The sequence below is a fragment of the Ramlibacter sp. WS9 genome (assembly GCF_003797765.1).
Lineage (GTDB): Bacteria > Pseudomonadota > Gammaproteobacteria > Burkholderiales > Burkholderiaceae_C > Ramlibacter.
Window position 1 is genome coordinate 127,235 of the sequence record NZ_RKMB01000004.1, and the last position, 13,562, is coordinate 140,796.

Consider the following 13,562-nt stretch of genomic DNA (forward strand, 5'->3'; position numbering starts at 1 on the left):
CGGGCCGGTGGCTTTCACCATGGCCATGCGTGTTCAAGACCGGTTCTTTGCTTCCACGTCGATCGTGGTCTTGTTGTCCGCGCCGGGTGGGGCGGATGTGACCTGGCTGGTGGGTGGCACAGGCGTTTCTGGCGTCGCGCCGCCGTCTCTCACGCCGTCCTTGAAACCCTTCACTGCGCCACCGAGGTCGGAACCGATGTTCTTGAGCTTCTTGGTGCCGAAGATCAGCACGATGATCAGAAGGACGATCAGCCAATGCCAGATGGAAAATGAACCCATGATTGCTCCTGTACAGACTTAAGGTCGATTCTAGTCGCGCGGGAGAAGTTGCAGGCCGCGGCGCGGGATATGGCTCAGCCCTTGGCCCAGGGCCGCGGACCGCCGAACACGTGGATGTGCAGGTGATGCACTTCCTGGCCGCCGTCGTCGCCCGTATTGATGACCACCCGATAGCCGCCTTTCGGGTACGGCCGGCAGCCCTCCTGCAACGCCAGTTTCGGCGCCAGGGTCATCATGCGGCCCAGCAGCGCCGCATGTTCGGGGCCTGCTTGCGCCAGTGACGGCACATGGGCCTTGGGCACCATCAGGAAGTGCACCGGGGCCCACGGGTTGATGTCGTGGAACGCGAGGATTTCGTCGTCCTCGTACACCTTGCGGGACGGAATCTTGCCTTCGGCGATCTTGCAGAAGATGCAGGCGGGGTCGTGTTCGCTCATGGTCTTTAATTGATGGGTCAGTACGGAGTGCGGCCTTCGGTGAAGCGCAGCCAGCCGCGGAGGCACCTGTACAGGTACCACAAGCCAATGATGACGTAGGCGAGCGGGCCGATCGGCAGCAGGACCAGCAGAAAAAGCCACAGCGGCGAGGCAACGACCAGCCACAGCAACGTCCACCAGAAAGTGGCAATCATGTAGTTGTGGTGGCTGGCATAGACCGCGTCGTGCTCGTCGCCGCGCTTGATGTAGTTGACGATCAAGGCCACCACCGCCAGCATGCCCATGCTGAGCCAAGCCACGGTATGCAGGCCGTACAGCACATGCATGACCGTGCGGTCGTTGGCGGTTTTCGTCTCGAATTGCGCGAAATCGGTTTCCGGCATGGCGCTCCCCTCAGGTTCCCCCGCCTTCGCGGCGCTGCGCCTTGCGCAGGGCTTTTTCTTCGATGCCGCTCGTGCCCTCGCGACGCTCCAGTTCGGCGATCACGTCGGAAGGCGCCAAATCGAAATGAGCCAGCGCCACCAGCGTGTGAAACCACAAGTCGGCGATCTCATTGACCAGCTTCTGCTTGTCGCCGCCATGCTCCGCGTCCTTCGCGGCCATCACGGCTTCGGTCGCCTCTTCCCCAATCTTCTTCAGGAAAGCATCCGGCCCGCGATGCAGGAGCCGGGCGACATAGCTCGCATCGGGGTCACCGCCCCGCGCGGGCTTGCGGCTTTCGATGATGGCGGCCAAGCGGGCCAGGGAATCGTTCGACGTCATGAGCGCTTCATTTGTAGATGGATTCAGGGTCTTTCAAGACCGGCTCGACCGGGTGCCAGGCGCCGTCCCGGTAAAGACTGAAGAAGCAGCTGTGGCGGCCGGTGTGGCAGGCGATGGACGGGTCGTGGCCCTGCTGGGTGACTTTGAGCAGGACCACGTCGTTGTCGCAGTCCAGCCGGATTTCGTGCACCACCTGCACATGGCCGGACTCCTCGCCCTTGTGCCACAGCTTGCCGCGCGAGCGGCTGAAATACACCGCGCGGCCGAGTTCGGCCGTCTTCTGCAGGGCTTCGCGATTCATCCAGGCGAACATCAGCACGTCGTTGCTGCCGGTTTCCTGGGCGATCACGGGGACCAGCCCCTGCGCGTCCCACTTCACTTCATCGAGCCAATCCATGGGGGGATTGTCGGCGAATTCGTATTCCTTCAATACGGCCGTGGATCGTTCAGATACGGACCGGGATGCCGCGCTCCGCCATGCGGCCTTTGGCCTGGGCCACGGTGTACTCGCCGTAATGGAAGATGCTGGCAGCCAGCACCGCGTCGGCGCCACCTTTCTGGATGCCGTCGGCCAGGTGATCGAGGTTGCCCACCCCGCCGGAAGCAATCACCGGAACGGGCACGGCGTCGCTCACGGCCCGGGTGAGTTCGAGGTCGAAGCCCGCCTTGGTGCCGTCACGGTCCATGCTCGTCAAAAGGATCTCGCCGGCGCCGCGCCGCGCCATCTCGCGCGCCCACTCGACCGCATCCAGCCCGGTGTTCTTGCGCCCGCCATGGCTGTAGACGTCCCACCCGGCGCCGCGGGTGGCCGCCTCTTCCGGGCTGCGCCGCTTGGCGTCGATCGCCACCACGATGCACTGCGCGCCGTACTTGGCCGAGGCTTCGGCGATCACGCCGGGGTTGGCGATCGCGGCCGAGTTGAAGCTGGTCTTGTCGGCGCCCGCATTGAGCAGACGCCGCACGTCTGCCACGGTGCGCACACCGCCGCCCACGGTGAGGGGAATGAACACTTTCGAGGCCACGGCCTCGATGATGGGCAGGATCAGGTCACGCCCGTCGCTGGTGGCGGTGATGTCCAGGAACGTGAGTTCGTCGGCGCCCTGCTCGTTGTAGCGGGCGGCGATCTCCACTGGATCCCCGGCATCGCGCAGTTCGACGAAGTTGACGCCCTTGACCACACGGCCGCCGGTCACGTCCAGGCAGGGAATGATGCGTTTGGCGAGCATCAGCCCCCCAATTCGTCGGCTTTCGCCTGCGCCTTGACGAAGTCGAGGTCGCCGGAATAAACCGCCCGGCCGCAGATCACACCTTCGATACCTTCGGATTCGACGGCGCAGAGCTTTTCGATGTCGGCCATGTTGGATAGGCCGCCTGACGCGATCACCGGAATCGTGAGCGCCTGGGCCAGCTTGACCGTCGCCTCGATGTTGATGCCCGTCAGCATGCCGTCACGGCCGATGTCGGTGTAGATGATGGATTCGACGCCCCAGTCCTCGAACTTCTTGGCGAGATCAACGACTTCATGGCCGGTCAGCTTGCTCCAGCCGTCGGTGGCGACCTTGCCGTCCTTGGCGTCCAGCCCCACGATGATGTGGCCGCCGAAAGCCGTGCAGGCGTCCTTCAGGAAACCCGGGTTCTTCACGGCGGCGGTTCCGATGATGACGTAGCGCAGGCCGCCGTCGATGTATTTCTCGATGGTGTCGAGGTCTCGGATGCCGCCTCCCAGCTGCACCGGGATATCGTCGCCCACCGCGTTGAGGATCGACTTGATGGCCGAGAAATTCTGCGGCTTGCCGGCGAAGGCGCCGTTCAAGTCGACCAGGTGCAGCCGCCGGGCGCCCTTCGCGAGCCAGTTCCTGGCCATGGCCGCCGGGTCCTCGCTGAAGGTGGTGGCCTGGTCCATGTCGCCTTGTTTGAGGCGAACGCAGTGGCCGTCTTTCAGGTCAATCGCTGGGATGAGAAGCATGATGTAGGGGGAAGGCTTCAGCAGGCTGGATGCGTGGCGGCGCGCGTCACGGGCTCCAGGACAGGAAGTTTCGGTAGAGGGCCAAGCCTTGGTCTGCGCTTTTTTCGGGGTGGAACTGCGTGGCAAAAATATTATCGCGTGCAATGGCGGCGGTAAAGCGCGTGCCGTAGTCAGCTTCCCCGACGCTGTGGCGCGCATCCGACGGACGGACGTAGTAGCTGTGCACGAAATAGAAGTAACTGCCGTCCGCCACGCCCGCCCACAAAGCATGCGGCTGCGTCTGCCAGACCGGGTTCCAGCCCATCTGCGGCACCTTGTAACGGCTGCCATCGGGCTGCAGCCGGCCTTCCAGCTCGAATTTGAGCACTTCGCCGTGAATCAGCCCGAGGCCGTCGGTCGGCCCCTCATGGCTGCGATCGAGCAGCATCTGCATGCCCACGCACACGCCGAAGAGGGGCTTGGTGGCCGCCGCTTCCAGAACCGAGTCCTGCAGGCCGGAGTCACGCAGCTCGCGCATGCAGTCGGGCATGGCGCCCTGCCCCGGCAAAACGACGCGCTCGGCGGCCCGGACCTCCTCCGGGTTTGCGGTCACCACCACGTCGAACCCGCTATCGCGGGCGACGTGCATCACGGCATTGGAGACCGACCGCAGGTTGCCCATCCCATAGTCGACGACTGCTACAGTTTTCATAGCTTGCAAGCCAAGGCTTACGCGAGGAAGGTTAAAGCGAGCCTTTGGTCGAGGGAATGGTGCCCACCGAACGCGGATCCAGCTCGAGTGCCATGCGCAGCGCGCGGGCGAAGGCCTTGAAGACGGTTTCGCATTGGTGGTGCGCGTTTTCGCCGCGCAGGTTGTCGATGTGCAGGGTCACAAAGGCATGGTTGCAAAAGCCCTGGAAGAACTCGTGCGCCAGCTGGCTGTCGAAAGTGCCGATCATGCCGCTCTTGAACGGCACGTTCATGACCAGGCCCGGACGCCCGGAAAAATCGATGACCACGCGCGACAGCGCCTCGTCCAACGGCACATAGGCGTGTCCGTAGCGGCGGATGCCTTTCTTGTCGCCCACGGCCTGCAGCACGGCCTGGCCGAAAGTGATGCCTACGTCTTCCACCGTGTGGTGGCCGTCGATGTGCAAGTCGCCCTGGGCTTCGACTTCCAGGTCGATCAAGCCGTGGCGCGCGATCTGGTCCAGCATGTGGTCGAAAAAGCCGATGCCGGTGGAAAGCTTGGCCTGGCCGCTGCCGTCCAGGTTCACACGGGCGGTGATCTGGGTTTCGGCGGTTTTGCGGGTGACTTCGGCGGTGCGTGGAGTGGTCATAGGGAGGCTTGCAGGGCCGAGAGCATCTGCGCATTCTCGTCGGCGGTTCCGACTGTCAGGCGCAGGCAATTGGCCAGCAATGGATGCATTTTAGAAACGTTCTTGACCAGGACGCCACGCGACTTCATGCCGTCGAAGGCCTTTTGCGCGTCGGGCACCCGCACGAGGATCATGTTGGCGTCGCTCGGCCAGAACTTCACCCCGGGCAGCGCGCGCAGTACGGTCTCGATCACCATGCGCTGGTTGCGGATGTCTTGCGCCTGCTGCGCGAAGACGTCCTGGTACGCCAGGGCGAACAGTGCCGCCTCGCAGTTCAGGACGCTGATGTTGTAGGGCGGGCGCACTTTATCAACCTGCTCGACGAGGGCCTTCGGACCCATCATGTAACCGATGCGAACGCCGGCCAGCCCGAACTTGCTCATCGTGCGCATGAGCAGCACATGCGGATGGCGGGCAATGCGATCGATATAGCTCTTGCTGGAAAAAGGCTGGTAGGCCTCGTCGATCACCACGAGGCCGGGCGCCGCCTCGACGATCTTTTCGATCACCGCGTCGTTCCACAGGTTAGCCGTCGGGTTGTTCGGGTAGGCCAAGTAGATCACGGCCGGCCGATGCTCCGCGATCGCGCCAAGCATGGCGTCTTCGTCCAGCTCGAAATCGGCTGTCAGCGGCACGCCGATGAATTTCAGGCCCTGGAGCTGCGCGCTCATCGCGTACATCACGAAGCCCGGTACGGGCGCCAGGATCGATGCACCCGGCACGTCGCACGCCATGGCGACGAGCGAAATCAGCTCGTCGGAACCGTTGCCGAGCATGATGTCGAAGCCCTCGGGCATGGCGGCGTGCGCGGCCAGCGCGGCACGCAGCGCGTTCACGCGATCCCCGGGATAGCGGTTGAGCGCCAAAGCGCCCAGACGCTGGCCCAGCTCGGCTTGCAACGCTGGCGGCAGGCTGTGCGGGTTCTCCATCGCGTCCAGCTTGACCAGGCCGGCCGACGGCTGGATGGCGTAGGCGTGCATGGATTGCACGTCCTGGCGGAACACACTCATCGGCCCCAACGGGTCGCGTTTGCTCATTTCTTCAGCCTCATCTCGGCCGCACGGGCGTGCGCCTGCAGGCCTTCGCCATAAGCCAGTTCCGCGGCGATGACACCGAGCTTCTGCGCCCCGGCCTCACTGACTTCGATCAGGCTGCTGCGCTTCTGGAAATCGTAGACGCCCAACGGGCTGGAAAAGCGCGCCGTGCTGCTGGTAGGCAGCACGTGGTTCGGGCCGGCGCAGTAGTCGCCCAGCGACTCGCTCGTGAAACCGCCGAGGAAGATGGCGCCTGCATGACGCAGCAGCGGCTCCCATTTCTGCGGATCACTGCTCGCGATCTCCAGGTGCTCGGGTGCGATGCGATTGCTGACCTCACACGCTTCTTCCATGCTGCGCGTCTGGATCAGCGCGCCACGGCCGTTGAGCGATTTGGAGATGATCTCGGCGCGCGGCATTTCCGGCAGCAGGCGATCGATCTCCGCCTGCACTTTGTCGATGTAGGAAGCGTCGGGGCACAGCAGTATGCTCTGCGCCACCTCGTCGTGCTCGGCCTGCGAGAACAGGTCCATCGCCACCCAGTCCGGCGGCGTGGTGCCGTCGGCGATCACCAGGATCTCGCTGGGGCCGGCGATCATGTCGATGCCGACCTTGCCAAAGACCTGGCGCTTGGCCTCGGCCACGTAGTCGTTTCCGGGGCCTGTGATCTTGTCAACCGGGGGAACGGTCTGCGTTCCGTAGGCCAGCGCCGCCACGGCCTGCGCTCCCCCGATCGCAAAGACCCGCGTCACACCGGCAACGTACGCGGCAGCGAGCACCAGGGGGTTGCGTTCGCCGCGCGGCGTCGGGCACACCATGATGATTTCCCGCACGCCCGCGACGTGGGCGGGGATAGCGTTCATCAGCACACTGGAGGGATACGCCGCCTTGCCACCGGGCACGTAGATGCCGGCGCGATCGATCGGCGTTACCTTCTGCCCGAGCAGCGTGCCGTCCTCATCCCGGTAGCTCCAGCTTTCGCCGGAGGCTTTCTTCTGAGCTTCGTGATAGCTGCGCACCCGTGCCGCCGCGGCGGCCAGCGCCGCGCTCTGCTTTTGCGGGAGCGAATCGAAAGCGGCTTTCAGCTCCGCCTGGGTCAGTTCCAGCTCGGCCATCGAAGCCGCCTGGACATGGTCCCAACGCGCGGTGTACTCGAGGACCGCTGCGTCGCCACGCTCGCGCACTTGTGCCACGATGTCCTGGACCTGCTTCTCGATGGCGGCGTTGGCTTCCTCGGACACATGCAGCCGCGCCTTGAATGCGGCATCGAATCCGTCGTCAGAGGTGGAAAGGCGCAGAGGCCTGGCGTTCCAGTCCATCGCCTCAATCCTTTGTGATCGCACCCGCGAACGCATCGATGACGCGGCGGATCGGTTCCTGCTTCAGCTTGAGCGCGGCCTGGTTCACGACCAGCCGCGAGCTGATGTCCATGATGCGCTCGACTTCGACCAGGTTGTTGGCCTTGAGGGTGCCGCCGGTGGACACCAGGTCGACGATGGCATCGGCCAGGCCGGTGAGCGGCGCGAGTTCCATGCTGCCGTACAGCTTGATCAGGTCCACGTGCACACCCTTGGCCGCGAAGAATTCGCGCGCGATGTTGACGTATTTGGTGGCCACGCGCAGGCGCGAGCCCTGGCGCACGGCGCTCGCATAGTCGAAGTCCGCGCGCACGGCGACGCTAACGCGGCACTTGGCGATGCGCAGATCCAGAGGTTGGTACAGACCGGCCCCGCCGCCCCAATCAGCACTGTGCTCGATCAACGTGTCGAAACCGGTCACGCCCAGGTCGGCACCGCCGTATTGAACGTAGGTGGGCACGTCACTCGCGCGCACGATGACGACGCGCACGCCAGGCTGGCTGGTGGCCAGGATCAGCTTGCGCGATTTCTCCGGGTCTTCCAGCACCTCGATGCCGGCTGCCTTCAGCAGCGGCAAGGTCTCGTCGAAGATGCGTCCCTTGGACAGTGCAAGTGTGATCATGCCTTGATGCGTTCGATGTCCGCGCCGATTCCGCGCAATTTGGCTTCCATCTGGTCGTAGCCCCGGTCCAGGTGGTAGATGCGATCGACCATCGTTTCGCCCTCGGCGACCAGACCGGCGATCACCAGGCTGGCGGAGGCGCGCAAATCAGTTGCCATGACGGTGGCTCCGGAGAGTTTTTGCACGCCTTCGATCACCGCGAACTTGCCGTCGACCTGGATGTTCGCACCCAGGCGCACCAGTTCGTTCACGTGCATGAAGCGGTTTTCGAAGATCGTCTCGGTGATCTTGGACGGCCCGTCGGCCACGGCGTTGAGCGCCATGAACTGCGCCTGCATGTCGGTGGGAAAGCCGGGGTATTCGGTGGTCCGGAAGCTCTGGGCAGTGAGCCGCCCCTGCGAGTGCAGGTGGATACCGCCTTCGACCGCTGCCACGCTGGCACCGGCTTCGCGCAACTTGTCGATCACCGCGTCGAGGTGATCCGCGCGGCCATGCCGCAAGATCACGTCGCCACCGGTGGCCGCGACGGCGCACAGGAAGGTGCCGGCCTCGATCCGGTCGGCTACCACCTGGTGCGTGCAGCCGCCCAGTTTTTCGACGCCCTGAATGACGATTCGGCCAGTGCCGTGCCCCTCGATGCGCGCGCCCATCTTGATCAGCATCTCGGCCAGGTCGGTGATCTCGGGCTCCTGCGCCGCGTTCTCGAGCACCGTCTCGCCTTCCGCCAGCGCGGCCGCCATCAGGAAATTCTCGGTGCCCGTCACCGTCACCATGTCGGTGCGGATGCTGGCACCCTTCAGGCGAGCCTGGCCTTTGGGCAGCTTCGCGATCATGTAGCCGTGCTCGACCACGATCTCGGCGCCCATGGCCTGCAGGCCCTTGATGTGCTGGTCGACCGGGCGCGAGCCGATGGCGCAGCCGCCGGGCAGCGACACCGTGGCTTCGCCGAAGCGCGCGGTCAACGGCCCCAGTGCCAGGACGGACGCGCGCATGGTCTTGACCAGTTCGTACGGCGCTTCGGGCGAGCTGAGCTTGCCCGCGTCGATGCGCACGGTGCCCTCGTCGTCGCGCTCCACGGTCACGCCCATGTTGCGAAGCAGCGTGATCATCGTGCTCACGTCCTGGAGGCGGGGCACATTCTGCAGGACGACCGGCTGGTCCGTCAGCAGCGCGGCGCACAGCTCGGGCAGCGCCGCGTTCTTGGCGCCGGAAATGCGGACTTCGCCGTGGAGCTGTCGGCCCCCGCGAATCAGTAGCTTGTCCATGATGGATTCAATGTGTTTGGGCAGCGGCCCATTCGGCCGGCGTGAAGGTCTTCATCGAGAGCGCATGCACCTCGTCGGTATGCATTCTCGCACCCAGCGTGGCGTAAACCCGCTGGTGGCGCTGGATGAGGCGCTTGCCTTCGAACTCCGGCGAAACGATCACGGCTTCCCAATGGCGGCCGTCGCCGGCCACCTGGATGTGCTCGCACGGGAGGTGGGCGCTGATGAGGGATTGGAGTTCTTCGGCTGTCATTGAGTGGTGGGGGTTCAACCCCTTATTTTGTAGCCGATTCGCAGCAGATTGACGGCAATGGCGGACACCACCAGCAATGCCGCGCCGACGATCCCCAGGCTGAGCCAGGGCGACACGTCGCTCACCCCGAAAAAGCCATAGCGGAAGCCGTCGATGATGTAGAAGAACGGGTTGAGGTGGCTCACGCCCTGCCAGAAGGCCGGCAGCGAGTGGATCGAATAGAACACGCCCGACAGGAAGGTCATGGGCATGATGATGAAGTTCTGGAAGGCGGCCGTCTGGTCGAACTTCTCGGCCCACAGGCCCGCGATCAAGCCCAGCGCCCCGAGGATGCCAGCCCCCAGCACGGCGAACACCAGAATCCACAGCGGGGCGACGAAGCCCGGCCGCCCGACCCACACCGTGACCGCGAAGACGCCCAGGCCCACGGCCAGGCCCCGCACAACCGAGGCGCCGACGTACGCGAGGAACCAGCTCCAATGCGACAGCGGCGTGAGCAGCACGAACACCAGGTTGCCGGTGATCTTGCTCTGGATCAATGACGAGGAGCTGTTGGCGAAGGCGTTCTGCAGCACGCTCATCATCACCAGGCCCGGCACGAGGAAAGCGGTGTAGCTCACCTTGTCGTAGACCGTCACCCTGTCCTGCAGCACGTGGCCGAAGATCAGCATGTACAGCACCGCGGTGAGGACGGGCGAAGCCACGGTCTGGAAGCTCACTTTCCAGAACCGCAGCACTTCCTTGTAGAGCAGCGTTTGCCAGCCCGTCATGCCAGCACCCCGTCCATGGGACTGGCCACGCCCTTTTCGGACATGACGTCCAGGAACACGTCTTCCAGGTCGGCCTTGCGGATTTCCACGTCTTCCACCCGGAGCCCGGCCTGGCGGATCACGGCGAGGTACTGTTCGATCTCGTGGGCGTCATGCGCGGGCAGCTGCACGATGCGGCCGGTGACGCGGGCCTTGTTCTCGAACTCCACCGGCAGCGCGCCATCGAGCTTGAAGCGCAGCACGTTGCTGGAAGCGGCCTTGAGCAATTCGCTGGTGCGCTCCAACGCCACCACGCGGCCGGACTTGAGCATGGCGATGCGGCCGCACAGGGCTTCGGCCTCTTCCAGGTAATGCGTCGTCAGCAGCACCGTGTGGCCCAGCTTGTTCAAGCGCGCGATGAACTGCCAAAGCGTCTGGCGCAGTTCCACGTCGACCCCCGCGGTCGGCTCGTCGAGCACGATGACCGGCGGCTTGTGGACCAGGGCCTGCGCCACGAGCACCCGCCGCTTCATGCCACCGGAGAGCTGGCGCATGTTGGCATCGGCCTTGTCGGCCAGGCCCAGGCTCGCCAGCAATTCGTCGATCCAGCCGTCGTTGTTCTTCACGCCGAAGTAGCCGGACTGGATGCGCAGTGCTTCGCGCACGCTGAAGAACGGGTCGAACACCAGTTCCTGGGGCACCACCCCGAGCTTTCGTCGCGCTTGCGCATAGTCGGCCTGGACATCGTGGCCCAGCACCATGGCACGCCCGGCCGACGGCCGGGTGAGGCCAGCCAGCACGCTGATCAAGGTGGTCTTGCCCGCGCCGTTGGGGCCCAGGAGGCCGAAGAACTCGCCCTCTTCGATGTCGAAACTCACGCCATCCAGGGCCTTGAGCGGGCCATTGCGGACGGAAGGATAGGTTTTGGAGACGGACTGGAACGAGATCGCGGGCATGGGAGCCTGCGATTTTAGCGACCGGGGCTTCGTGCCCCGCGTCGCGCCGGAATAGCCTTACGGCGGCGGCCTACGGTGCCGCCGGCAACAGTTCCGCCACGCCATACAGCGTCGCAAGGTCGCGCAGCCGCGCGGGCATGCGGCTGATCGAGAAGGTCTTGCCCACGGCCAGCGACTCGCGCCGGCATTCGAGCAGCACCGCCAGCGCCGACGAATCGAAGTGTGCCAAGGCGCCGGCGTCCGCCACCACCGCCGGTTCGGCCTGCGTACGCAGCCCTTGCACCAGCATACGGCAGCAGGCGCCCGCCTGGTCGTGCGTCAGTTCGGCCGGCAAGACGAGCATGTCATTGCCCCCACGCTTGAGGCAAAGCCTCTGCGCTGCCCCCCGAGGGGGCCTTCGCGCCTTGGGGCGGCCCAGCGTCGCTCATCAGCTCTTCTTCGCGTTGGACTTGTTGCGCTCGGCCAGGGCGGCGATCAGGCCGTCCACGCCCTTGGCGTTGATCTCCTGCGAGAACTGGCTGCGGTACGTTTCCACGAGCCACACGCCCAGGACGTTCAGGTTGTAGATCTTCCAGCCCGCGCCCTGCCCCGGTGTCTTCTCGAGGCGGTATTCGAGCTGGATCGGGTCGCCCCGACCACGAATCTCGGTACGCACCACCACGTCGGTGTCGGTGGGCGCGCTGCGCTGCGGCTTGATGCTGATGGTCTGGTCATCGACCTGAGCCAGCGCGCCGGAATACGTGCGCACCAGGAGCACCTTGAATTCGTCCTGCAGCCGCTTTTGCTGCTCGGGCGTGGCCTGCCGCCAGGCCGGACCCACGGCGGCGGCCGTCATGCGCTGGAAATTCACGTTGGGCATGATCTTGCTGTCGACCAACGCGAGGATGCGGCTGGTATCCCCACCCTGGATCGCCTTGTCGGACTTGATCGATGCCAGGACCTCGTCGGAGAGGCGCTTGATCATCGCGTCCGGCGCTTCATCGGCGGCCTGCGCCATCGGTGCCAGGCCGGCAAAAGCCGCCAACGTCAGTAAACCCGCGGCCAACTGGCCCAAAACACGTCTTTTCATCGATTCAACCTTTCATGCGGAATACTCTTCCGCGACATCCTTGGAACACCAGGGTCCCGCCCGGTTCCGGGGCACAGCCGGTGTTTGAAACCGTCTGCAACCTTAACGTGCGGGGGCGGATGCCGGTTGTCCGGGCGGTTCCGCTGATTGCGGGCCTGCGGGTTCCGCGGGCGTGGGCGCGGACGCGGCGGGCGCGGGCATCGGCGCTGAGACCGGGGCGGGCGTGCCATCGGCCTTGGGCTCGGCGCCATCGGAATCCTTGGTCTCGATGATCTCGGCGCGGCGCTTTTGCAGGTAGGCCTCGCGCGTGAAGCTGTACTTGTCCAGCGCCGCCTCGTCGATCACGCCGCCCACCCGCAGCAGGTTGGCGCGAATATCGACGGCCCGCAGCACCGTGAGAGAGTTGCGAACGTCCACCGGCGAGAAGTACGACAGCGGGTCGGCCTTGCGGTCGATCGGCAAGGCGACCGTGTCGCGCAATGTCGAGGGGCCGAGCAGCGGCAGGACGATGTAGGGCCCGGCGGGCACGCCCCAGCGGCCGAGCGTCTGGCCGAAGTCCTCCCGGTGGCGCTCGATGTTCAATTCGCTCGCGACGTCCAGGATGCCGCCCAGCCCGAACACCGTGTTGACATTCAGCCGCATGAAGTTTTCGGCCGCGTTCTGGAACTTGAATTGCAGCGCGCTGTTGACGAACGACCAGGCGTCGCTCAGGTTGCCGAAGAAATTGGCGACGCCGGTGCGCACCAGCGGCGGAACGGCCTGCTTGTACGCTGTGGCGGCGGGCTTGAGCACCAGCGAATCGACGCCTTCGTTGAACGTCGTCACGTGCCGGTTCATGGGCTCGAGCGGGTCGCGCGGGTTGGTGTTGAAGCCGGCGCAGCCGGCGAGCAGCAACGCCATCGCCGCCAGCGATGCCGGACGCGCCAGCCGCAGTACCGCGCGGGCAACTGAAGGTGATATCGAAGTCATTTCTTGGGGGCCGTCCCTGGACTGGCGCCGTCCGCCGCCTTGTTGTACAGGAACTGGCCGATCAGGTTTTCCAGCACCACGGCGGACTGCGTGGCGCCAATGGTATCGCCAGCCGCAAGGTTCGCCGAATCCGCGCCTGCTTCGACGCCGACGTACTGCTCGCCGAGCAGCCCGCTGGTCAGGATCTTGAGGGAGCTGTCTTTCGGGAAGACGTACCGGCCTTCCAGGGACAGGGTCACCCGCGCCTGGAACGACTTGACGTCCAGAGCGATCGATTCCACGCGGCCCACCACGACGCCCGCGCTCTTGACGGCGGCGCGCGGCTTGAGGCCGCCCACGTTGTCGAACTTGGCAACGACGCGGTATTCCGGCTGGAAACTCAGGTTCAGCAGGTTGGCCGCCTTCAGGGCGAGGAACACGATCGCCAGCAGTCCGACGATCACGAACAGGCCGACCCACACATCATTTCTGGAACGCTGCACGAG

At 65.0% G+C, this 13,562-nt stretch carries 20 protein-coding genes; all 20 read right to left on the reverse strand.

Annotated features, from left to right (window positions below; translation table 11 throughout):
* Positions 1 to 33: 33 nt before the first annotated feature.
* Entirely contained in the window at positions 34 to 279 is a 246-nt protein-coding gene (gene tatA / locus EEB15_RS08670) for a Sec-independent protein translocase subunit TatA (protein ID WP_141509433.1), read from the reverse strand.
* 74 nt (positions 280 to 353) lie between these two features.
* Positions 354 to 716: a histidine triad nucleotide-binding protein gene (locus EEB15_RS08675; RefSeq protein ID WP_141509434.1), complete on the reverse strand. Its 363-nt coding sequence runs from the start codon at positions 714 to 716 to the stop codon at positions 354 to 356.
* A 17-nt stretch (positions 717 to 733) separates the two neighbouring features.
* Positions 734 to 1,099, reverse strand: a complete 366-nt coding sequence (locus EEB15_RS08680; RefSeq protein WP_141509435.1) for a hypothetical protein — start codon at positions 1,097 to 1,099, stop codon at positions 734 to 736.
* 10 nt (positions 1,100 to 1,109) lie between these two features.
* Positions 1,110 to 1,478: a phosphoribosyl-ATP diphosphatase gene (locus tag EEB15_RS08685; protein ID WP_141509436.1), complete on the reverse strand. Its 369-nt coding sequence runs from the start codon at positions 1,476 to 1,478 to the stop codon at positions 1,110 to 1,112.
* Between the two features lie 7 nt (positions 1,479 to 1,485).
* Positions 1,486 to 1,875 (reverse strand): phosphoribosyl-AMP cyclohydrolase, encoded by a 390-nt coding sequence (gene hisI, locus EEB15_RS08690; RefSeq protein WP_141509437.1) that lies wholly within the window; start codon positions 1,873 to 1,875, stop codon positions 1,486 to 1,488.
* 49 nt (positions 1,876 to 1,924) lie between these two features.
* Positions 1,925 to 2,704: an imidazole glycerol phosphate synthase subunit HisF gene (gene hisF / locus EEB15_RS08695; protein WP_141509438.1), complete on the reverse strand. Its 780-nt coding sequence runs from the start codon at positions 2,702 to 2,704 to the stop codon at positions 1,925 to 1,927.
* The gene (hisA, locus tag EEB15_RS08700) at positions 2,704 to 3,444 is read right to left on the reverse strand and encodes a 1-(5-phosphoribosyl)-5-[(5-phosphoribosylamino)methylideneamino]imidazole-4-carboxamide isomerase (RefSeq protein WP_141509439.1); all 741 of its coding nucleotides are present in this window, start codon (positions 3,442 to 3,444) and stop codon (positions 2,704 to 2,706) included. Before hisA ends, hisF begins: the two co-directional genes overlap by 1 nt.
* Before the next feature lie 46 nt (positions 3,445 to 3,490).
* Positions 3,491 to 4,135, reverse strand: coding sequence for an imidazole glycerol phosphate synthase subunit HisH (gene hisH / locus EEB15_RS08705; protein WP_141509440.1), 645 nt, complete (start codon positions 4,133 to 4,135; stop codon positions 3,491 to 3,493).
* Between the two features lie 31 nt (positions 4,136 to 4,166).
* Complete coding sequence (hisB, locus tag EEB15_RS08710; RefSeq protein WP_141509441.1) at positions 4,167 to 4,763, reverse strand: imidazoleglycerol-phosphate dehydratase HisB; 597 nt, start codon at positions 4,761 to 4,763, stop codon at positions 4,167 to 4,169.
* Positions 4,760 to 5,839, reverse strand: a complete 1,080-nt coding sequence (hisC, locus tag EEB15_RS08715) for a histidinol-phosphate transaminase (protein ID WP_141509442.1) — start codon at positions 5,837 to 5,839, stop codon at positions 4,760 to 4,762. The genes hisB and hisC overlap by 4 nt, the downstream gene beginning before the upstream one ends.
* Positions 5,836 to 7,155: a histidinol dehydrogenase gene (gene hisD, locus EEB15_RS08720; RefSeq protein WP_141509443.1), complete on the reverse strand. Its 1,320-nt coding sequence runs from the start codon at positions 7,153 to 7,155 to the stop codon at positions 5,836 to 5,838. The genes hisC and hisD overlap by 4 nt, the downstream gene beginning before the upstream one ends.
* A gap of 4 nt (positions 7,156 to 7,159) precedes the next feature.
* A complete protein-coding gene (gene hisG, locus EEB15_RS08725) occupies positions 7,160 to 7,816 on the reverse strand; it encodes an ATP phosphoribosyltransferase (protein ID WP_141509444.1) in 657 nt (218 codons plus the stop codon).
* Complete coding sequence (gene murA / locus EEB15_RS08730; RefSeq protein ID WP_141509445.1) at positions 7,813 to 9,081, reverse strand: UDP-N-acetylglucosamine 1-carboxyvinyltransferase; 1,269 nt, start codon at positions 9,079 to 9,081, stop codon at positions 7,813 to 7,815. The genes hisG and murA overlap by 4 nt, the downstream gene beginning before the upstream one ends.
* Before the next feature lie 7 nt (positions 9,082 to 9,088).
* Positions 9,089 to 9,334: a BolA family protein gene (locus EEB15_RS08735; protein ID WP_141509446.1), complete on the reverse strand. Its 246-nt coding sequence runs from the start codon at positions 9,332 to 9,334 to the stop codon at positions 9,089 to 9,091.
* 14 nt (positions 9,335 to 9,348) lie between these two features.
* Entirely contained in the window at positions 9,349 to 10,104 is a 756-nt protein-coding gene (locus tag EEB15_RS08740) for an ABC transporter permease (RefSeq protein ID WP_141509447.1), read from the reverse strand.
* The gene (locus EEB15_RS08745) at positions 10,101 to 11,039 is read right to left on the reverse strand and encodes an ABC transporter ATP-binding protein (protein WP_141509448.1); all 939 of its coding nucleotides are present in this window, start codon (positions 11,037 to 11,039) and stop codon (positions 10,101 to 10,103) included. The genes EEB15_RS08740 and EEB15_RS08745 overlap by 4 nt, the downstream gene beginning before the upstream one ends.
* 70 nt (positions 11,040 to 11,109) lie before the next feature.
* Positions 11,110 to 11,382 carry a lipid asymmetry maintenance protein MlaB gene (locus EEB15_RS08750; RefSeq protein WP_141509449.1) on the reverse strand — a complete coding sequence of 91 codons (273 nt, stop codon included), beginning with the start codon at positions 11,380 to 11,382 and terminating at the stop codon, positions 11,110 to 11,112.
* Positions 11,383 to 11,466: 84 nt separating this feature from the next.
* Positions 11,467 to 12,108: a phospholipid-binding protein MlaC gene (locus tag EEB15_RS08755; RefSeq protein WP_141509450.1), complete on the reverse strand. Its 642-nt coding sequence runs from the start codon at positions 12,106 to 12,108 to the stop codon at positions 11,467 to 11,469.
* Positions 12,109 to 12,210: 102 nt separating this feature from the next.
* The gene (locus EEB15_RS08760) at positions 12,211 to 13,077 is read right to left on the reverse strand and encodes a VacJ family lipoprotein (RefSeq protein ID WP_141509451.1); all 867 of its coding nucleotides are present in this window, start codon (positions 13,075 to 13,077) and stop codon (positions 12,211 to 12,213) included.
* Positions 13,074 to 13,559 carry an outer membrane lipid asymmetry maintenance protein MlaD gene (gene mlaD, locus EEB15_RS08765; protein ID WP_141509452.1) on the reverse strand — a complete coding sequence of 162 codons (486 nt, stop codon included), beginning with the start codon at positions 13,557 to 13,559 and terminating at the stop codon, positions 13,074 to 13,076. Before mlaD ends, EEB15_RS08760 begins: the two co-directional genes overlap by 4 nt.
* Positions 13,560 to 13,562 lie beyond the last annotated feature (3 nt).